The sequence below is a fragment of the Actinokineospora sp. HUAS TT18 genome, from assembly GCF_051364635.1.
Lineage (GTDB): Bacteria > Actinomycetota > Actinomycetes > Mycobacteriales > Pseudonocardiaceae > Actinokineospora.
Genome location: NZ_CP195645.1, coordinates 4,586,373 through 4,606,226, shown reverse-complemented (window position 1 = coordinate 4,606,226; position 19,854 = coordinate 4,586,373). Strand labels below are relative to the sequence as shown.

Annotated in this window: 19 protein-coding genes; 14 read left to right on the top strand and 5 right to left on the bottom strand. The window is 71.6% G+C overall.

Annotated features, from left to right (window positions below):
• Window positions 1–24: 24 nt before the first annotated feature.
• The 3 genes from ACSHT8_RS20950 to ACSHT8_RS20940 are packed head-to-tail and all read left to right on the top strand — an operon-like array spanning window position 25 to window position 2,670.
• Window positions 25–774 (top strand): sugar phosphate isomerase/epimerase family protein, encoded by a 750-nt coding sequence (locus ACSHT8_RS20950; RefSeq protein WP_436502127.1) that lies wholly within the window; start codon window positions 25–27, stop codon window positions 772–774.
• Between the two features lie 51 nt (window positions 775–825).
• Entirely contained in the window at window positions 826–1,752 is a 927-nt protein-coding gene (locus ACSHT8_RS20945; protein ID WP_436492598.1) for a proline dehydrogenase family protein, read from the top strand.
• Between the two features lie 60 nt (window positions 1,753–1,812).
• The gene (locus ACSHT8_RS20940) at window positions 1,813–2,670 is read left to right on the top strand and encodes a thioesterase family protein (protein WP_436492596.1); all 858 of its coding nucleotides are present in this window, start codon (window positions 1,813–1,815) and stop codon (window positions 2,668–2,670) included.
• Window positions 2,671–2,677: 7 nt separating this feature from the next.
• Here ACSHT8_RS20940 and ACSHT8_RS20935 read toward each other — a convergent pair whose 3' ends face one another.
• Complete coding sequence (locus ACSHT8_RS20935; protein ID WP_436492594.1) at window positions 2,678–4,942, bottom strand: hypothetical protein; 2,265 nt, start codon at window positions 4,940–4,942, stop codon at window positions 2,678–2,680.
• A gap of 90 nt (window positions 4,943–5,032) precedes the next feature.
• On the opposite strand from ACSHT8_RS20935, the gene proC reads away from it, so the two are divergent.
• The 5 genes from proC to ACSHT8_RS20910 all read left to right on the top strand — a co-directional run bounded on the left by proC (window position 5,033) and on the right by ACSHT8_RS20910 (window position 8,683).
• Window positions 5,033–5,863 carry a pyrroline-5-carboxylate reductase gene (proC, locus tag ACSHT8_RS20930; protein WP_436492593.1) on the top strand — a complete coding sequence of 277 codons (831 nt, stop codon included), beginning with the start codon at window positions 5,033–5,035 and terminating at the stop codon, window positions 5,861–5,863.
• Between the two features lie 144 nt (window positions 5,864–6,007).
• Window positions 6,008–6,226: a helix-turn-helix domain-containing protein gene (locus tag ACSHT8_RS20925; protein ID WP_091376928.1), complete on the top strand. Its 219-nt coding sequence runs from the start codon at window positions 6,008–6,010 to the stop codon at window positions 6,224–6,226.
• Window positions 6,227–6,368: 142 nt separating this feature from the next.
• Window positions 6,369–6,470: a 30S ribosomal protein bS22 gene (locus ACSHT8_RS20920; protein WP_018684825.1), complete on the top strand. Its 102-nt coding sequence runs from the start codon at window positions 6,369–6,371 to the stop codon at window positions 6,468–6,470.
• A gap of 188 nt (window positions 6,471–6,658) precedes the next feature.
• Window positions 6,659–7,690 carry an NAD-dependent epimerase/dehydratase family protein gene (locus tag ACSHT8_RS20915; protein ID WP_436492591.1) on the top strand — a complete coding sequence of 344 codons (1,032 nt, stop codon included), beginning with the start codon at window positions 6,659–6,661 and terminating at the stop codon, window positions 7,688–7,690.
• A 27-nt stretch (window positions 7,691–7,717) separates the two neighbouring features.
• Window positions 7,718–8,683 carry a lysophospholipid acyltransferase family protein gene (locus ACSHT8_RS20910; protein WP_436492589.1) on the top strand — a complete coding sequence of 322 codons (966 nt, stop codon included), beginning with the start codon at window positions 7,718–7,720 and terminating at the stop codon, window positions 8,681–8,683.
• 6 nt (window positions 8,684–8,689) lie between these two features.
• On the opposite strand, the gene ACSHT8_RS20905 is transcribed toward ACSHT8_RS20910, so the two are convergent.
• The 4 genes from ACSHT8_RS20905 to ACSHT8_RS20890 form a co-directional block, all read right to left on the bottom strand.
• Complete coding sequence (locus tag ACSHT8_RS20905) at window positions 8,690–9,946, bottom strand: cytochrome P450 (RefSeq protein ID WP_436492587.1); 1,257 nt, start codon at window positions 9,944–9,946, stop codon at window positions 8,690–8,692.
• 24 nt (window positions 9,947–9,970) lie between these two features.
• A complete protein-coding gene (locus ACSHT8_RS20900) occupies window positions 9,971–10,768 on the bottom strand; it encodes an HAD family hydrolase (RefSeq protein ID WP_436502126.1) in 798 nt (265 codons plus the stop codon).
• 163 nt (window positions 10,769–10,931) lie between these two features.
• Entirely contained in the window at window positions 10,932–12,149 is a 1,218-nt protein-coding gene (locus tag ACSHT8_RS20895) for a DUF5667 domain-containing protein (protein ID WP_436492586.1), read from the bottom strand.
• A gap of 152 nt (window positions 12,150–12,301) precedes the next feature.
• Entirely contained in the window at window positions 12,302–13,018 is a 717-nt protein-coding gene (locus ACSHT8_RS20890; RefSeq protein WP_436492584.1) for a sigma-70 family RNA polymerase sigma factor, read from the bottom strand.
• Between the two features lie 201 nt (window positions 13,019–13,219).
• Here ACSHT8_RS20890 and ACSHT8_RS20885 point away from each other — a divergent pair, with 201 nt between their 5' ends.
• The 6 genes from ACSHT8_RS20885 (at window position 13,220) to hemC (ending at window position 19,852) form a co-directional block, all read left to right on the top strand.
• Window positions 13,220–14,725 (top strand): AMP-binding protein, encoded by a 1,506-nt coding sequence (locus tag ACSHT8_RS20885; protein ID WP_436492583.1) that lies wholly within the window; start codon window positions 13,220–13,222, stop codon window positions 14,723–14,725.
• Between the two features lie 14 nt (window positions 14,726–14,739).
• Window positions 14,740–14,955: a glutaredoxin family protein gene (locus ACSHT8_RS20880; RefSeq protein WP_436502125.1), complete on the top strand. Its 216-nt coding sequence runs from the start codon at window positions 14,740–14,742 to the stop codon at window positions 14,953–14,955.
• A gap of 59 nt (window positions 14,956–15,014) precedes the next feature.
• On the top strand, window positions 15,015–16,538 hold the full coding sequence (locus tag ACSHT8_RS20875) for a molybdopterin-dependent oxidoreductase (protein ID WP_436492582.1): 1,524 nt from the start codon (window positions 15,015–15,017) through the stop codon (window positions 16,536–16,538).
• A 197-nt stretch (window positions 16,539–16,735) separates the two neighbouring features.
• Window positions 16,736–17,536, top strand: coding sequence for a redox-sensing transcriptional repressor Rex (locus tag ACSHT8_RS20870; protein ID WP_436492581.1), 801 nt, complete (start codon window positions 16,736–16,738; stop codon window positions 17,534–17,536).
• Between the two features lie 70 nt (window positions 17,537–17,606).
• Window positions 17,607–18,917: a glutamyl-tRNA reductase gene (locus tag ACSHT8_RS20865; RefSeq protein ID WP_436492579.1), complete on the top strand. Its 1,311-nt coding sequence runs from the start codon at window positions 17,607–17,609 to the stop codon at window positions 18,915–18,917.
• A complete protein-coding gene (hemC, locus tag ACSHT8_RS20860; protein WP_436492578.1) occupies window positions 18,917–19,852 on the top strand; it encodes a hydroxymethylbilane synthase in 936 nt (311 codons plus the stop codon). Before ACSHT8_RS20865 ends, hemC begins: the two co-directional genes overlap by 1 nt.
• Window positions 19,853–19,854: the final 2 nt, after the last annotated feature.

Sequence of the window (19,854 nt, the reverse complement as noted above, 5' to 3'; positions counted from 1 at the left end):
CAGACCGCCTCGACCGCCTTCGCGATGGCAGCCGACCTGGGCTTCGACGGCGTCGAGGTCATGGTCTGGGCCGACCCGCTCAGTCAGGACGTCGGCGCCCTCCGCCGCCGGGCGGCGCGCACGGTGCCGATCATGGCCGTGCACGCGCCCTGCCTGCTGATCACCCAGCGCGTGTGGTCCCCCGACCCGGAACAGCGCCTCCGGCGTGCCGTCGAGGCCGCCCAGGACCTCGACGCGCGGACCGTGGTCGTCCACCCGCCGTTCCGCTGGCAGCGGCGCTACGCGGAGTCGTTCGCCGATCTTGTCGCGGACCTGGAGGACCGCAGCGGGGTCGCCGTGGCCGTGGAGAACATGTTCCCGGTCCGCCGCGGCGTCGGCGGCCGGACGATGGCCATGTCGGCGTTCAAGCCGTCGATCGATCCCACCGAGGACGGCGGCCACCGCCACTACACGCTGGACCTGTCCCACACCTCCGCCGCCCACATGGACGCGATGGCCCTGGCCGACCGCATGGGCGCGGGCCTGACCCACGTGCACCTCGCCGACGGCAACGGGCTGTCCAAGGACGAGCACCTGGTCCCCGGCCGCGGCGACCAGCCGTGCGCGAGCCTGTGTGAGCGGTTGGCCCGGCGGGGGTTCACGGGGCAGGTGATCCTGGAGATCTCGACCCGCCGTGCCCGCGGGCCCGCGGAGCGGACGAAGGACTTGGCCGAGGCGCTCCTGTTCGCCCGCCTCCACCTCGCCCGTCCGTCGACCCCTGAAGCGGATACGTAGGACGATAGGACCCCTGTATCCCCGGCGCGGGCCAAGTCGTACATTGTGCGCGTGAACCCGTTGCGCACGTTGATCCTGGCCGCCGCCGGGAACAGCACCATCCGCCGCGTCATCGCCACCGCGCCCGTCAGCCGGGACGTGGTCCGCCGGTTCGTGGCCGGGGAGACCACCGAGGAAGCCGTCGCCGTCACCCGGCGGCTGGTGGACTCCGGTCTCACCGTCACCCTCGACTACCTGGGCGAGGACACCACCGACGCCGCGCTGGCCGAGGCCACCGTCCAGGCTTACCTCGAACTGCTCGACCGCCTCGGCGCCGAGGGCCTCGCCGACCGCGCCGAGGTCAGCGTGAAGCTCTCCGCCGTCGGCCAGCTGCTCGACGAGGCCATGGCGCTGGAGAACGCCTCCCGCATCTGCCGCGCCGCGGAGGCCGTCGGCACCACGGTGACCCTCGACATGGAGGACCACACCACCACCGACTCGACGCTGCGCATCCTCGCCCAGCTGCGCGCGAGCTGGCCGTGGGTCGGCGCGGTCCTGCAGTCCTACCTGCACCGCACCCTCGACGACGCCGTCCGCCTGTCCGGCGAGGGGTCGCGCGTGCGCCTGTGCAAGGGCGCCTACAAGGAGCCCGACACGGTCGCGTTCGCCGAGACCGCCGAGGTCGACCGCAGCTACGTGCGCTGCGTCAACGCCCTGCTCGCGGGCGACGGCTACCCGATGTTCGCCACCCATGACCCCCGCCTGGTCCGCGTCATCGCCGAGCGCGCCGACCACCACGGCCGCAAGCCGGGCGAGTTCGAGTTCCAGATGCTGTTCGGGATCCGCCCCGACGAGCAGCTCCGTTTGGCGCAGCAGGGCCACACCGTCCGGGTGTATGTGCCCTACGGCGGGCAGTGGTACGGCTACCTGATGCGCAGGATGGCGGAGCGCCCGGCCAATACGATGTTCTTCTTGCGCGCGCTGATGAGTAAGAAATGAGTTTCACTCACGGCGCGCCGCGCCGCTGAGTCCGGTAGCGGCGCGTGGCAGGCTGTGCCCATGAGTAGTGCGACAGGGCACGGCGATGTGCGTGCGGGCGGACCGGCGCCCGCTGGTGGGGCATTCGCCGCCGCGGTGCGGGTCCGACCATTGGGGGACGGGACATTCACCGCCGACCTCCCGGCGGCGTGGAGCGTCGGGGGTCGGCCGCATGGCGGATTCCTGCTGGCCCTGCTGGCCAGGGCCGCCGTGGCCAGCCACACCGGCGCGGGCGCGCCCCTGGTCGACCCGCTGGCCGTCAGCGCCCAGTTCCTGCGGCCGCCCGGCATCGGCCCCGTGCTGCTGCGCACCGACATCCGCAAGACCGGCCGCCGCACCACGGTCGTGTCGGTCCACCTGGAGCAGAGCGGCCGCGCCTGCGTCGAGGGTGTCGTCACCACCGGCCGCCTCCCCCGCGAGCGTGCGGCCTGGTCCGACCTGCCCAACCAGCCCGCCGAACCCCCCGGCAACGCGATCGACCTGTCGACGGTCCCTTCGGCGTCGATGTTCCGCCTGACCGAGATGTGCGATGTCCGCCTCGACCCCAACGGTGCGGGCTTCCTCCACGGCCACATCGGCGACCCCCTGCGCCTGCGCCTGTGGGCCCGCCCGCGCGGCGAGCACGCCGACCCGCTGTTCGCCCTCGTCGCGGGCGACATCTCGATGCCGGTGACGTTCAACCTGGGCAGGCTCGGCTGGTCGCCGACGGTCCAGTTGACGGCCCACCTGAGGTCCCGCCCGGCCCCCGGCTGGCTCCGCATCCAGGTCGAGTCGAAGGCGGTTCACGGCATGTGGTTCGACGCCGACGCGACGGTGGTCGACTCCACCGGCCGCCTGGTCTGCCAGGCCCGCCAGCTGGCCCTGTCGGCGGTGGGCTAGGAACGGCTCAGTGGGCAAGCCGCCAGACTGTGCGGACTTCCTCGATCTGAACCCGGGCCAACCGCGGATGCACCGCAAGCGACTGCTTCGCCGCCGCCAGCAGGTCGAGTGCGGCGACCTGTCCCGCGACCGCCGAACCGCCCGCTTCCAACCGTTCGTCCTGTACCCGGGTGAAGATCTCCAGCAGCGTCGCGCAGTGCTGGAAGTACACCGCCGTCTGATCCCGCAGCCGCGCCAGGTCAGCCGACTCGCCCGCCGCGGCGGGTGTCGACAGCAGCCACGTCGGGTCCGCCTGAACCTCCCGCACATGCCGCAGGAAATCAGTCGGGTCATCGTCCGGCGACAGCTGTCCCACCGCGATCCGCACCGCGTGTGCCTTGCGTTCCAGGTCGTCCCCCACGAGCCGCGCGCACACCTCGTCCAGCACGAGTGGCCGACCCGCGTCGACAGACAGCGCCACGATCGACCGGGCGACCCGCCGGACCTCGCGTGGCAGTCCGCCTGACATGCAGTGCGCGAGGCGGATGAACGGGTCCGGCAGGCCGACCACCCAGCTGTTCACCAGCAGCGTCGTGTCGGCCAGGTTGAGGTTGTCGACCCGGACGATCTCCTGGAACGCGCTGTCGAAGGTGTCCCGCACCGGCAGGCCGCGGCGTTCGAACGCGGCCAGCGCGTCGCTCGACACCGAGACGATGAACTGGGTTTGGGGGACGCTGAAGATGCCCTTGATCTCGTTGATGAACTTCTGCGCGTCCTCGGCCGACTCGATCTTGTCCAGTTCGTCGATCGCGACGACGACCGCCGGGTCTCCCCGGTGCACGCCCGCGACCGCGGCGAGGAAGGCGCCGAAGGCGTCGATGATCTCCGGGTAGGTCAGGGGCTGTTCGGCCAGTTGCGCGGTCTTCGTCATCGAGCCCTCGCCCGCGGCGATCGTCAGCTTCCCCGACCAGCCCGTCGTGTGGGTCTGCAAGTACCTGATCTGTTTGAGCTGGTCACGGGCCCGCTCGACCAGGTCGCCACGCGGATCGTGCCGGGCGAGGCGGTGCCACCCGAGCAGCCACCGCACCGCCGCCACGACGCCGCGCCACACCCACGGCGCGGCCTTCCGCACCAACCGGCCGAGGACCCACAGCGCGGCGAGCAGCAGCAGCACGGCCGGGAGCAGCCACGGATCCAAAGCCAGCACGTGGTCCACGATCGGCTTGCCCACCAGCCCGCGGAGCCCGACCACCGGCAGCGCGCACGCCGCAGACAGTGTCGCCGCGAGTACAAGGAGGACGGTCAGCCGGACCCCGCCGCCGCGCCGGACGAGGGAAGCGCGGACCTCGCCCCACGCGATGACCTCGTGGCACAGCTTGGCGAACAGGTGCAGCACGAACTCCCGCGCGTCGTACTGGACCGGCGCGGACACCGTCACCCGCAGCGGCTGGGGCGATCCCGGTCCCGGCTGGCCCGCGAAGTGCTCGATCAGCGTCGTCTTGCCCACCCCGCGCGGCCCGGCCAGCCCGATCGACCCGCCGCGCAGCCGCTTGGTGGTCTCCAGGAACCGCGACACCGACCCGGTGACCACGGCCACCGACGATGCCCGCTCGCCGCTGAGCCCCGGCAGCGCGTCGGCGCCCAACTCCAGGCTGATCCGCCTGATCGGCCCGAGGTGCTCGTTGAGCACGACGCGCATGATCGGCAGTACGCCGTTGTCGAGCACGCTCTGCGACCACGCCCGTTTGAGGCCGGTCAGGTCGGAACGGGAAGTCGAGCCGCGCCGGGGGAGGTAGCGGTCGGCCGCCCCGAAGATCGCCGCGAGGAACGAGGCCACGCCGAAGAAGGCCATCCCGATGCAGACCAGGCCCACCAGGCCGAGCACGCCTGCGCCGATGGCCGTCAGCACGCGCCAGAGCACGGCCATCGTGGACCAGCCCTCCCACACCTTGACCGCGGGTGCCAGCGCGAGCAGACCCCCGAAGAGCAGGATGACGGTGGTGATCGAGGGCAGCGGATTCCTGACGGTCGTGTCGGCGGACCTGTCTGGCGACCCGTTGGCCAGCCGCACCAGGGTGAACATCGTCTGCGCGCCCGCCCGCAGGGCCGCAGGCCGCTGCTCGTCGACCGCCTCGCGCAGCACCTGCTCGGGGAGGTCGAGTCGGGCGATTCCGGCGGCGATGTCGGGTGTGCGCAGCGCGCGGTCGATGACCTTGGGCAGCAGTTCGGCGATCAGATCGTCGGCGGTGACCTCACGCGGCGCGGAACTTGCCGACGACAGCAGATCGCTCATCGGCCCACAGTCTCGATCTACCTCGGCGCAGTCAAGATCGTGTCGCCGCCCCCTCCACCAGATGGCCCAAACGCCGGCTAGCCTGAGCGCATGACCACAGCGAACGCGCGGCCGACCATCGCGGTCCTTGGCGCGGGCAAGATCGGTGAGGCCCTGCTGTCCGGGCTGCTGCACGGCGGCCGCAGCGCCGACGAGCTGATGTTCACCGAGCGCTATCCGGAGCGCTCGGCCGAGCTGACCAGCACCTACGGCATCCGCGGCACCGACGTGCCGACCGCGGCCAAGGAGGCCGACGTCCTCGTGGTGGCGGTCAAGCCGCAGGACATCGAGCCGCTGCTCGACGACCTCGCGCCCGTCATCAGCCCGGACACGCTGGTCGTGTCGCTGTGCGCGGGGCTGCCGACGGCGCTGTTCGAGCGCAGGCTGCCCGCGGGTGTCCCCGTGGTGCGGGTCATGCCGAACACGCCGATGCTCGTCGGCGAGGCGATGAGCGCGATCTCACCCGGCAAGCACGCCCGCCCCGAGCACCTGGCGACCGTCGAGGAGCTGCTCAGCGCGGTCGGCAAGGTCGTGCGGGTCCCCGAGTCGCAGCAGGACGCGGTGACCGCGCTGTCGGGCTCCGGTCCGGCGTACTTCTTCTTCCTGGTCGAGGCCATGATCGACGCGGGAATCCTGCTCGGCCTGCCGCGCGCGGTCGCCGAGAAGCTCATCATCCAGTCGGCCGTCGGTGCCGCGGCGATGCTGGCCGAGACCGGCGAGCACCCGGTGACCCTGCGCGAAGCCGTGACCTCGCCCGCCGGGACGACCATCATGGCCATCCGTGAGCTGGAGAAACACGGCGTGCGCGCCGCGCTGCTCGCCGCCATCGAGGCCGCCCGCGACCGCTCCCGAGAGCTAGGGCGCGAACACGAGGAGCGATGATCGACTCCGCAACTTGCAGATTTGCGCCGAACGTGGCGTCGCATTAGTCACAGGAGTCCCGCTACTCTCGATAGAAGCACGTGCGTGTCGAATCCGTCGGTGGGGAAGCCGGCGGCGCGACGCGTGTTGAAGGACGCGGTGATCATGCCGGCGAACAAGCGTGACCCGGGCGCGCCCGGACTACCGCAGGTGCAGTTCCTGACGGTGGCCGAGGTGGCGACCCTGATGCGAGTCTCGAAGATGACTGTCTACCGACTGGTCCACAACGGCGACCTACCCGCGGTGCGGGTGGGCAAGTCGTTCCGGGTTCCGGAGAAGGCGGTGCACGACTACCTGCAGAACGCGTACTTCGACGCGGGGTGAGCCGGACCCGTGAGTGGGTGCCGCTGGGCACACGAGTAGGCTGGACGCTCGTTGTGCCTGGTGTTTTGGCGTGCGTTCCGTGACGTCGCCACACCGGAGCGCCGGAACACCTGGAACGACCCACTGAGAGCTGAGGAACCACATGGGCTCGGTCATCAAGAAGCGCCGCAAGCGCATGTCGAAGAAGAAGCACCGCAAACTGCTTCGCAAGACGCGCGTGCAGCGTCGCAAACTGAAGAAGTAGGTCTCTGACGACAGCGCCCGCCCCGGTACGCCGGTGGCGGGCGCTGTCGCGTTCCAGCCAGTGCACCAATCGGGTGATAAAGCCGAACAACCCGTGTGACCTGCGTTAAGAGTCTGTTGCCTGGTCGAAGTCGATCTTTTCGGGCGAGTAGGGTTGGCCACTCCGAGCCCCCATCCCCAGGGAATCCCATGACGCCCAGAGTCGTCCTGGTCACCGGTGTCGGCGGCTATCTCGGCGGCAACCTCGCCGCCAGGCTGGCCGCCGATCCCGACATCGAGCGCGTGCTCGGTGTGGACACCGTTCCGCCGCCCAAGGACGTCGTGCGCACCATGGGCCGGGCCGAGTTCGTCCGGGCCGACATCCGCAACCCGCTGATCGCCAAGGTCATCACCGCGGCGAACGTCGACACCGTCGTGCACGCCTCGACGACGGCCAACCCGGCGGGACCGGCGCGGCGGACCGTCCTGAAGGAACTCAACGTCATCGGCACCATGCAGCTGCTCGCCGCGTGCCAGCGGGCGCCGTCGCTGCGCAGGCTCGTGGTGAAGTCGACGGCCGCGGTGTACGGCGCGAGCGCCCGGTCGCCCGCGGTGTTCACCGAGGACGACACCCCGAAGGACATCGGCTCGTCCGGCTACGCCAAGGACGCCGTCGAGGTCGAGGGCTACGTGCGCGGGTTCGCCCGGCGCAGGCCCGAGGTGTCGGTGGCGACGCTGCGGCTGGCCAACGTGATCGGCCCGAACGTCGACACGGTGCTCACCCGGTACTTCGCGCTGCCCGTGGTCCCCACGGTCCTCGGGTTCGACGCGCGGATGCAGCTGCTGCACTCCGAGGACGCGCTGGCGGTGCTGGAACAGGCGGCGCGGCAGGACACCGCGGGAGTGTTCAACGTGGCCGGTGACGGCGTGCTGATGCTGTCGCAGGCGATCCGCCGGGCCGGGCGGCTGCCGCTGCCGGTGCTGCGCCAGGCCCTGCCCGCCGCGGGCCGGGTGCTGCGCGGGGCGCGGGTGGTCGACTTCTCCGCCGACCACGTGCGGTATCTCAACTACGGCCGGGTACTCGACACCGCCCGGCTCAAGGCCGAGTTCGGGTTCACTCCGCGGTGGACGACCCGACAGGCGTTCGACGACTACGTCTCCGGCTCCGGGCTGCGACCGGTCTTCACCCCGTCGCTGCTCGCCGCCGCCCGCAGACGGGTGCTGCAGGGCACCCGCCCCTGATCGAAGCAGTTGGAAGGTGCACTTGGCATGCAGGAAGCCCGCGTGATCCCGCTCCAGAGAGCCGACCGAACCCACCGCGTCCCGCCGCGCCCCGACGGCAAGATCGTCGAGCCGACGCCACTGCACCCGGCCAGGCAGCACCCGCCGGTCTCCGCCGTCCGCCGCGGCATCGGCGACGCGCTCGGCTTCGCCGTGCGCAGGCTGACCGGCGACTACCCGGTCGACGAGTTCGGCTTCGACCCCGACCTGACCGAGCGCGTGCTGCTGCCGCCACTGCGGCTGCTCTACAAGAACTGGTTCCGGGTCGAGGTCAGCGGCGTGGAGAACCTGCCGGTCGACGGCGGCGCGCTGGTCGTGTGCAACCACTCGGGCACCTTGCCCATCGACGCGCTGATGACCGCGGTGGCCGTGCACGACAACCACCCCCGCCAGCGCTACCTGCGGATGCTCGGCGCTGACCTGGTCTTCCAGGTGCCGCTGCTGGGCGCGCTCGCCCGCAAGTCGGGCCAGACGCTCGCCTGCAACCCCGACGCGGAGCAACTGCTGCGGGCGGGTGAACTGGTCGGGGTGTGGCCGGAGGGCTTCAAGGGCATCGGCAAGCCGTTCGCCGACCGCTACAAACTGCAGCGCTTCGGCCGCGGCGGGTTCGTCTCGGCCGCCCTGCGCACCGGGGCGCCGATCATCCCGTGCTCGATCGTGGGCGCTGAGGAGATCTACCCGAAGATCGGCGACCTGAAGGCGATCGCGCGGCTGTTCGGGCTGCCGTACTTCCCGATCACGCCGACGTTCCCGCTGCTCGGCCCGCTCGGCGCGATCCCACTGCCGTCCAAGTGGCACATCCGCTTCGGCGAGCCGATCGCCACCGACACCTTCGACGCGGGCGCCGACGACGACCCGATGCTGGTGTTCAACATGACCGACCAGGTGCGCGAGACCATCCAGCAGACGCTGTACCGGATGCTCAGCCAGCGCGGAAACCCGTTCCTGGGCTGAGCCCGCTCAGGGACGCAGCCGCAGGGACCGCAGGCCGCGGATGACCGTCGTGCCGCGCCACTTCGGTGTCGCGAGTGGACGGATCCGCGGCAGCCGCTCGGCCAGCGCGCGCAGGGCTATGTCGGCCTCCAGCCTGGCGAGCGGGGCACCGAGGCAGTAGTGGACGCCGCCCGCGAACGCCAGGTGGTCGGTGTCGGCGCGCTCGATGTCGAACCGGTTCGGGTCGGCGAAGACCGCTGGGTCCCGTCCGGCCGCCCCGAGCAGCAGCACCACCGTGCTGTCCCCGGGCACGCGAACGCCCGCGATCTCCACGTCCTCGTGCGGCATCCGCTGAGTCATCTGCACTGGCGACTCGAACCGCAGGATCTCCTCGACCGCGCCCGGCGCCAGCTCCGGGTCGGCCCGCAGCCGCTCCCACTGGTCCGGGTGCTGGGCGAAGGTCCACATCCCGTTGCCGATCAGGTTCGCCGTGGTCTCGAAGCCCGCGATGAGCAGCAGCTCGCAGGTCGTGAGCAGCTCCAACTCGGTGAGCTCGCCCGTACCCAGCGCCGAGACCAGCGCGCTGATCACGTCCGGTCCCGGTTCCCGCGAGCGCGCCTCGATCAGCTCGCCGAACAGCGCCCGCAACTCGGTGGTCGCCGCCCGCAGCGCGCGGGCCTGCCGCAGCGACGTCACCCCGTCCAGCGAGGCGCCCACGACTCGGCCGAACGCGCCGAACCGGTCGGCGTCGACGTCGGGGATGCCGAGAAGCTCGCTGATCACCGCGATCGGCAGTGGGGTGGCGAAGTCGGCGACCAGGTCGAACTCCGGCTTGGCCAGCGCGCGGTCGAGCAACTCGCCGGTGGTCTTGGCGACCCTCGCGCGGTAGCCCTCGATCTTGCTCGGGCTGAACGCGGGCCTGGCCAGCGCGCGCAGCCGGGTGTGGTCGGGCGGGTCGAGTTCGAGGAACGTCGGGGCGACGGCGTAGTCGGCGGGGATCAGCGGCTCGGTGAACGGCTGCGGCTCGACGCCGTCGCTGGAGCGCACGTGGAAGCGTCGGTCGCGCAGGATCCGGGAGCACAGGTCGTGGCCCGCGACGGCGTGCCAGCCGAACCGGCTGCGCACGATCGGCTCGGACCGCATCCGCTCGTAGACCGGGTACGGGTTGTCGCGCCACGGCGGCGCCGCCAGCCGGGCCAGCGGATCGCCGCCCGCGGCCATCGCCCACACAACCGCGCGTTGCGCCGCGAGCCGAGCGCCGACCTTGGACTCGGCGATCTTCATGACACCAAGCTACTGAAAATCGGCCTACGCGGAGCGCTTCCGGTAGGCCAGGCCCGCGGCGACGGCGCCCGCGACCGCACCCGCGCCCAACACTGACGGGACGCCGATCTTGGCGGCCTTGCGTCCGGTCCGGAAGTCGCGGATTTCCCAGCCGCGCTTGCGGGCCGTCTCGCGCAGGCCGCTGTCGGGGTTGACCGCGACCGCCGTGCCCACGACCGACAGCATCGGCACGTCGTTCGACGAGTCCGAGTACGCCGTGCAGCGCCGCAGGTCCAGGCCCTCGCGCGCGGCCAGCGACCGGACGGCGTGGGCCTTGGCGGGGCCGTGCAGCATCTCGCCGACCAGCTTGCCGGTGAACACCCCGTCGTGGCTTTCGGCGACGGTGCCCAGGGCGCCGGTCAGGCCGAGGCGGCGGGCGATGATCGCGGCGAGTTCCACCGGGGTCGCGGTGACCAGCCACACGCGCTGGCCCGCGTCGAGGTGCATCTGGGCCAGTGCCCGGGTGCCCGGCCAGATCTTGTCGGCCATCAGCTCGTCGTAGATCTCCTCGCCGAGGCGGGTCAGCTCGGCGACGGTGTGACCGGCTACAAAGGACAGAGCCTGCTCCCGGCTGCTGCGGATGCCGTCGGCGGACTCCTTGCCGCCCACGCGGAACATCACCTGCTGCAGCGCGAACTTGACCAGGTCGGAGTTGCTGAAGAACTTGCGCGCGGCCAGGCCGCGGGCGAAGTGGAAGATCGACGCGCCCATCATGATCGTGTTGTCGACGTCGAAGAACGCGGCGGCGGTCAGGTCGGTCGGCGCGGACGGGTGCGGGTCCATCGCCACCGCGGCCTCGGCGCTGGCCTCCCCGGCGAGCTCGGCCAGGCGTTCGAGTTCAGGGCCCTTGGCAGCCCCACGCCGTGCTGACACCGCTTGCCTCCCGAATGGTTCGCAGAACCGTGACTCTCAGCCTAGCGATCCCAACCAGAATTTGACTGGAAGGCTAGCCGATCACGATGCCCGGCAGGCCCGGGAGCAGCGGCGGAAGCGCGATGGTGGGCAGCAGCGGCAGCGGCACCGTGACGGCCGGGGCCGCCGGGGAAGTACTCCCCGACGGCGACGGCGACGTGCTTGGTCCACCCACGATGGGCGGCACGCTGATGAGCGGCGGGGTGGTCGTCAGCACCGACACCCCGGGGTCCTGGGTTCCCGACTGTCCCGGCTGGACCGGGCTGGGCGGCACGGCCGTGGTGACCGTGGGCACCTTGGCGGGCCCGGTGTTCGGCTGCGGGTTCGGCAGCTGCTGGGTCACCGCGCCGGGGCGCGGGTCGCAGGTGCCGGTGGCGGGCTGGGCGCCGACCTCGTCGATCGAGCCCGAGGTGATGTCGACGCACTGCATCCGCTTGGTCAGCGCCGCGGCGCGTTCCTCGATCTTGTCGAGCAGGGCGACCGACGCGGCCTGGTGGATGCCCGCCGCGCCGGGGAGCTTGGGGCCGAGCGCGGCCAGGCGCGCGCCCTGGTGGTCGGCCCACAGCCGCAGCGCCTCGAGTTGGCTGCCGTCGCCCGCGGTGGCCAGGCCGATGAGCTGGCGCGAGCCCGCTGCGGCGTCGCCGTCGAAGTCGTTCAGCGCCGACAGGTAGCCGCCGATGGGGGCGTCCTTGGTGTTCGGGTAGCGCTGGGTGAGCGTCTCGATCTCGGTGACGCGCGCGGTCGCGAACTGCAGGTGCTTGTAGGCCTTGCCCTCGTCGCCGAAGGTGAGTCCGAGGGAGGCGGCCTCACCGGTGCGCTTGATCGCGTAGAGGGCGTCGCCGGGCAGGGCGTCGCGGGAGAGCAGCAGGCTCATGCCGGCCAGGGAGAACACCAGCGCCAGCACCGCGACGGCCGCCACGGCGAACCGGCCACGCGCCCCGGAGCCCGTTCTCGCGGGCTCGGGGCGGGTCTTTGGGGCGGACTCCGAACGTCGGCCGCGCGGCGCGCGACCGGCGCGGGGCGGCCGCGTCGCGCGGGGGCCCTCGACGGCGGGCTCGGCGATCCCGGCGAGGATGCGGGCCCGCATCCGGTCGCGGGCGTCACCCGACGGCGCGGTGAGCGGGCTCAGGCCGGCCAGCAGCTCGACGACGGCCTCGTCGTCGGCGGTGAACCCGGGCAGGTCCGGACGCGACCGAGCGGCCCGAGCACTGTGCTCGCGCCGTCCGTGCGGCCCCGATCCGCTGTCCACCATTCCACTCCGACTCGACTACGACGTGACCCGACTGGTTCGGGTGTCCCGCCCAGGAAACCCGTTCTTGATCCTGTTGTGTGAAACGACTTGTCGGGCCTGGGGTTACGGCCCGGGCCCCGGGTGGGGCAGGTCCACTCGCGCGAGTGAACGCGTCACCTGATCTCGCTAGGCAGTAACTGGGCGAGCCTACGCACCGCACGGTGCTGCAGTGCCTTCACCGCGCCCTCGTTGCGGTTCATGATGACCGCCGTCTCGGCGACCGACATGCCCTGCAGGAACCGCAGCACGATGCATTCCCGCTGGTCGTCGCCGAGTTGGTCGACGCAGGTCAGCAGCGCGTCGCGGGTCACCTTGGACATCACCTGCTGCTCGGGACCGGCCTCCACCCGTTCGGAGTCGCGGATCTCCGAGGTGGTGACCTCCAGCCGGAACCGGCTCGACTTGACGTGGTCGAGCACAAGGTTGCGGGCGATGGTGACGAACCACGCACCGACGTCGCGGCCCTGGTAGCTCACCGAGGTGATGCGGCGCAGCGCGCGCAGGAAGGTCTCGCTGGTGACGTCCTCGGCGAGCTCGCGGTCGCCGACGCGGAACAGCACGTACCGGAACACCATGTCGACGTAGCGGTCGTAGAGCTGGCCGAACGCGTGCGTGTCGCCGCCCTGCGCCGCGTGCACCAGGTCCCACGCGGCCGCGTGCGCGGCCTCAAGGTCGGCCGCAGGCTCGGGTGTCGGGTCAGGTTCGGCCATCGGTTCGGCTTCCGTCAGTGCGCTGTCCGGAGTTTCCGCACGTCGCGAGCCTGCCCGGTCCCCAGCGGGACGGGCATGGGGCACCGCGGGTGCCCTGGTCGGTCGCGTCGGACGGGTCATCAAGCAGCCGCACACTCCCTCATCACCGTAGATCGCCGAAACAGTCAGAAGCCGCTAAGTCGTTGTTACTTTCTAGTAGGTTCTGGCTCAAAGTCCAAGGATGAGACGTAGTGGGTAGTTAACCGTGACGTTGGTGATCCGTGCCACACTGCGTTTCCCTGTGATTTATCCCTTGGTTTCCCGCGAGATGAGGTCGAGAGCATGACCAAGACGCCGACCGGCACGGTCGCGGACCTGGTGTCGCAAGCCTGCGAGAAGGTACCCCGACACCTCGCCTTGGTCGACGTTTCCGACGCGCGTTCACTCACTTGGCAGCAGGTGCAGTCGCAGGTAGACCGGTGTGCGGCGGCGTTCGTGGACGCCGGGGTGGCGCCGGGCGACCGGGTCGCGCTGCGGCTGCCCAACACCGCCGACGCGGTTGTCGCGCTGTTCGGCGTGCTCCGCGCGGGCGGGGTGGTCGTGCCGGTCGGCCTCGACGCGGCGCCGCGCGAGATCGAGCGGGTACTGGAGCACAGCGGGGCCAAGTTCACCGTCGGCGAGCTGGGGTCGGCCACGGTTCTCACCGTTCCCGATCCGGACGCCCCCGAAACGGCCCCGCCCGCTGTGACGCGCGGCGGGGAGGACTTGGCCGTCCTCGCCTACACCTCCGGCACCGGCGGCACCCCGCGCGGCGTGATGCTGTCGCACCGGGCGCTGCTGGCCAACGTCGAGCAGTGCGCCGCGCTGCGGCCCGCCCCGGTCACCGCGAACGACCGGGTGCTGCTCACCGTGCCCCTCTCGCACGCCTACGGGCTCTCCGGCCTGTGGCAGGTCGCCGCGGCCGGTGCCACGGCCGTGCTGCTCGACAAGTTCGGCGTCGACCGCGCGCTCGACGCGTGCGCCGAGCATCGGATCACCACCGTCATCGGCGTCCCCGCGATGTACCAGGCGTTCGCCGCCGCGGGCGCCGACCGGCTCGGCACCGCGCTGGCCACGGTCCGCCTGTGCACCTCCGGCGCCGCCCCGCTCGACGCGGCCACCCTCGCGCTGTTCCGCCAGGAGACCGGCCTGACGATCTTCGAGGGCTACGGCCTCACCGAGACCGGCCCCGTGCTCACCTCGACCCTCGTCGGCGGCAGCGCCAAACCCGGCTCGGTCGGCCGCGCGATCCCCGGGGTCGAGCTGCGGCTGGTCGACAGCGACGGCAGGCCGGTGGCCGCGCTCACCGATCCCGACGAGTTCACCGCCGACCTCACCGACGAGGCCACCGACACCGGCCTCGTCGCCGCGCGCGGCGACAACCTGTTCAGCGGCTACTGGCCCGACTGCGACCACGGCCCCGACGCCGACGGCTGGTTCCGCACCGGCGACGTCGGCTATTTCGATGAAGAGGGCGACCTGCACCTGGTCGACCGGGCCAACGACCTGATCATCGTGAACGGCTTCAACGTCTATCCGCACGAGGTCGAGGCCGTCGTCGGCGAGCTGGCCGAGGTCGCCGAGGCGGCGGCCGTGGGCGTGCCCGACGAGCGGACCGGCGAAGCCGTCAAGGTGGTCGTGGTGCTCAAGGAAGGCGCCGAGCTGACCGAGGACGCGCTGCGCGCCCACTGCGCCGAGCGGCTGGCCAGGTTCAAGATCCCGGCCACCGTCGAGTTCGTCGAGGCCCTGCCGCACTCGGTCATGGGCAAGCTCCGGCGCGCGAGCCTGCGGGGTACCGTTCGGCCGTGACCAGGGTGACGGTGATGACCAGGCAGGGCTGCCACGCCTGCGAGGTGGCCGAGGCCGACGTCGAACGCATCTGCGCCGACCTCGGCGTCGGCTGGGACACCGCCGATGTCGACAGCGATCCCGAGCTGCGCGCCGAGTACGGCGACCGCGTCCCGGTGATCCTGGTCGACGGCGCCGAGCACGGGTACTGGAAGGTCGAGGAGGCCCGGCTGCGGGCCGCGCTGACGTAAGGAATCCGTAGCGCCCCGATCCATTCCATCCGCGGGGTCGGCGGCGTCGAATAAGAGGTGTGGACAACACCTTGAGCAAGCGGACCGCGGCACTCATCGGCGTGCTGGCGGTGGCCGCGGCGCTGGCCGCCGGGCACCTCGTCGCCGGGCTCGTCGGGCCGAACGCCTCGCCGTTCCTGGCCGTGGGCAACTCCGCGATCGATCTGACGCCGCATCCGCTCAAGGACTTCGCGATCCGCACGTTCGGCGTCTACGACAAGGTCGTGCTGCTCGGCGGCATGGCGATGACGCTGCTGGTGATCGCGGTCATCGCGGGCCTGATGTCGCGGCGGCGGCCGTGGCCTGGGCAGGCGCTCGCGGTCGGGCTCGGCCTGCTCGCCGTCGTCGCCGTGTTCAACCGTCCTGACCTGGGGCAACTCGCGCTGCTCGCGCCGCTGGCCAGCCTGGCCGCAGGCGTCGGCGTGTTCACCTGGCTGCACCGCATGGCCCTGACTCCGCGCGACGAGGCCGACGACGCGTCCCGCCGGTCCTTCCTGATCACCTCGGCGGGCGTGGCTGTCGGCGCCGGTGTCCTCGGCGGCACTGGCCAGTTCCTCGCGGGCCGCGTGGACGTCGAGGGCTCCCGGGCGGCCGTGGGCAAGCTCACCGCCGCCGTGCCCGCCCCAGCGGTCCCCGCCACCGCCGACTTCTCCGGCGTCGGCACGCCGAGGTTCATCACCAGCAACCGTGACTTCTACCGCATCGACACCGCGCTCACCGTGCCGCGCGTCCGCGCCGAGGACTGGCGGCTGCGCGTGCACGGGATGGTCGACACCGAGCTGACCTTCGACTACGGCGACATCCGCAACCGCCCGCTGGTCGAGAAGACGATCACCATGACGTGCGTGTCCAACGAGGTCGGCGGCCCGTACATCTCGACGGCGACCTTCATCGGCGTCCCGATGCGCGACCTGCTCGGCGAGGCGGGGATCAAGTCCGGCGCCGACCAGCTGTTCTCCACCAGCGTCGACGGCTGGACCTGCGGCACCCCACTGGAGACCCTCCTGGACCCGCGCCGCGGCGCGCTGCTGGCCATCGGCATGAACGGCGAGCCGCTGCCGGTCGAGCACGGCTTCCCGGCCAGGGTCGTCGTCCCCGGCCTCTACGGCTACGTCTCGGCGACGAAATGGGTCACCGACATGGAGGTCACGACCGCGGGCTCGAAGACGTTCTACTGGGAGGACCGCGGCTGGGCGCGGGAGGCGCCGATCAAGGTGCAGTCCCGGATCGACGTGCCCGCGGGCTTCGCGAAGGTCGCCGCCGGGAAGGTGACCATCGCGGGCATCGCGTGGGCGCAGCACGTCGGCATCGACAAGGTCGAGGTCCGGGTGGACGGCGGCGAGTGGCGCAAGGCGACGCTGGCCGACGAGGTCAACGACCAGACCTGGCGCATGTGGCGGGTCGATGTGGACCTGCAGGCGGGCGGCCACCGCGCCGAGGTCCGCGCCACCAACCGGCGCGGCGAGACCCAGACCGACAAGCGCGTCCCGCCCATCCCCGACGGCGCCACCGGCTGGCACTCGACCCAGTTCACGGTGGCTTAAAACCGGCCTGATCTACACGACGCAAGTCGGAAGATGTCGAAGGCGGTGGATCGGTCGACTGTGAGGGCATGACGACCACATGCCACCGCCCCGGGAATGTGGGGTACATCAAGTGCCTGGCCAGCGACTTTGTGCACACGTTCACAAGCGGTACCGTGTTCCCATCCCGGAGACGAAATCTGTCGAGGAGTACCAGCGTGGCGGCACAGCGAGGCCAGCGGAACGGGGTCGGCGACACCCCGCCCGCCCCGACAGCCGCCGAGCTCACCACCCCCATCCCGCGAGTCGTGGCCGAGGTGCCCGCGGCGCGGGAGCGGGCGCGGGCCATCCCCGAGGCGGCCGTCGCGCGGCTGGCCGTGTACCTGCGGGTGCTCTCCGGCCTGCAGGACAGCGGTGTGGGCTCGGTCTCCAGTGAGGAGCTGTCCGCCGCGGCCGGGGTCAACTCGGCGAAGCTGCGCAAGGACCTCTCCTACATCGGCTCCTACGGCACCCGCGGCGTCGGGTACGAGGTGGCCGTCCTCATCGAGGAGATCGAACGCATCCTGGGCCTGACCAGGAAGCAGAGCGTCGCGGTCGTCGGAATCGGTAACCTCGGACATGCCCTTGCCAACTATGGCGGGTTCCCCGGACGAGGTTTCCCCGTGACCGCTCTGTTCGACGTCGACCCCGACCTCATCGGCGTGCCCGTCGGCGGGCTTCCGGTCGAGCACATCGACGACATCCCGACCATCTGCGCCGAGCGTGAGGTGTCCATCGGGGTCATCGCGACGCCGCCGCCCGCGGCCCAGGCGGTGTGCGACCGTTTGGTCGAAGCGGGCGTTCAGTGCATCCTGAACTTCGCCCCCGTCGTGCTGCAGGTCCCCGACCATGTCGAGGTCCGCAAGGTCGACCTCGCGGTCGAGCTGCAGGTGCTCTCCTTCCACGTGGCCCGCCGGGCGGACAACGCCGCGGCCATCGCGCCGCTCAACGGACAGGTGAACGGGGTGGTGGTGTCATGAGCGAGCTTGCGAGCGAATCATCGACACGGTGCCCCCGCGCGCTTGGACACCGAGCGTGCGAGGTGGCGCTATGAGCATTCTCGCGATCGGCATGTCGCATCACACCGCTGACCTGCGGGTTCTCGAGCAGGTGACTGTCGCCGCCGTCGACGTGCCCAAGGTGCTCGACGAGCTGCTCGCCTGCCAGAACGTCTCCGAGGCGCTGCTGGTCTCCACCTGCAACCGGGTCGAGGTCTACGCCGTCGTCGAGGCGTTCCACGCGGGCCTGACCGACGTCGTCGGCGTGCTGGCCCGCCACTCGGGCCACCCGGTCGCCGACCTGCACGACCACCTCTACGTGCACTACGCCGCCGCCGCCGCGCAGCACCTGTTCACCGTGGCCGCCGGGCTCGACTCGATGGTCGTCGGCGAGCCGCAGATCCTCGGCCAGGTCCGCGCGTCCTACAACGTCGCCCGCGAACTCGGCACCGTCGGCCGCACCCTGCACGAGCTGGTGCAGCAGGCGCTGCGCATCGGCAAGCGGGTGCACACCGACACCGGCCTCGACCAGGCGGGCGGCTCGGTCGTCACCGAGGCGCTCGCCGACGCCGAACTCGTGCTCGACGGTCTCGCGGGCCGTTCCGCGCTGATCGTCGGCGCGGGCTCCATGGGTGGGCTGGCCGCCGCCGCGCTGCGCCGCGCAGGCATCGGCGACGTCGTCATCGCCAACCGCACCGAGGCCAACGGCGCGCGCTTGGCCGCCTCGCTCACCGAGCAGGGCGTGCCCGCCAGCTCGGTCGGCCTGAGCGACCTGCACGACCGGATCTCCGCCGCCGACGTCGTCGTGGCCTGCACGGGCGCGGTCGGCTCGGTCATCCCGGTCGACGCCGTGGCGTCCCGCGCCGACCGGCCCCTGGTGATCTGCGACCTCGGTCTCCCGCGCGATGTCGCCGACGGTGTCGCCGACCTCGCGGGCGTGCGCGTTGTCGACCTCGACAGCCTCCAGCGCAGGCTCGCCGAGGCCCCCAGCGGCATCGACACCCGCCGCGCGGGCGAGATCGTCGCCGAGGAAGTCCGCGCCTACCTGGCCGCCCAGCGCTCGGCAGGCGTCACCCCCACGGTGACCGCACTGCGCAAGCGCGCCGCCGAGGTGGTCGACGCCGAGCTGCTGCGCCTGGACGCGCGGCTGCCCGACCTCGACGCCCCGGTCCGCGACGAGCTGGCCCGCACGGTCCGCCGCGTCGTCGACAAACTGCTGCACACTCCCACGGTCCGGGTGAAGGAACTCGCCTCCGGACCCGAGGGCTCCGGCTACGCCGAGGCGCTGCGCGAGCTGTTCGCGCTCGACCCGCAAGCGCCCGCCGCCGTGAGTTCTCTCGAACCCCTGGACGGTGGAATGTGATGCCCCGGACCATCCGCATCGGCACGCGCGGCAGCGCGCTGGCCCTCGCGCAGACCGGCACGATCGCCGACGCGCTGACGAAGGCGGGCGCGCTCGTGGAGATCATCACCGTCTCCACGCCGGGCGACCGCTCGTCGGCCCCGATCGCCAAGATCGGCGTCGGCGTGTTCACCTCCGCGCTGCGTGACGCGCTGGCCAACGGCGAGATCGACGTGGCCGTGCACTCCTACAAGGACCTGCCGACCGCGCCCGACCCGCGGCTGTCGATGGCGGCCGTGCCGCGCCGGGAAGACCCGCGCGACGCGCTGATCGCCCGCGACGGCCTCACCCTGGGCGAACTGCCGCCCGGCTCGAAGATCGGCACCGGCTCCCCGCGCCGCGCCGCGCAGCTCAACGCGCTGGGCCTCGGCTGGGACATCGTGCCGATCCGCGGCAATGTGGACACCCGCATCGCGATGGTCAGCGACGGCAAGCTCGACGCTGTCGTGCTGGCGCGCGCCGGCCTGGCCCGGCTGGGCCGCACCGACGAGATCACCGAGACGCTCGACCCGATCCAGATGCTGCCCGCGCCCGCGCAGGGCGCCCTCGCCATCGAGTGCCGGGTCGACGACGTCGACGTCGAACACCTTCTTCAGTCCACTGTGGACGACGAACACACCAGGGCAGCCGCGGCCGCCGAGCGGGCCATGCTGGCCGCGCTCGAAGCGGGGTGCAGCGCGCCCATTGGTGCACTGGCCGATGTCGTCGAGGACTTCGACGCGGACGACAAGGTGGTCTTCCGCCTTTCGCTGCGCGGGGTCGCGGCGACGCCCGACGGGGACATCCTCCGCGCATCGGCCCTCGGAGACCTGACCGCAGGAGAGCAGCTCGGTCGTGCGCTGGCCGCCGAGCTGCTGGAACTCGGGGCCGGAGTGCTCTCCGGTCCCGAGGCGTAGTT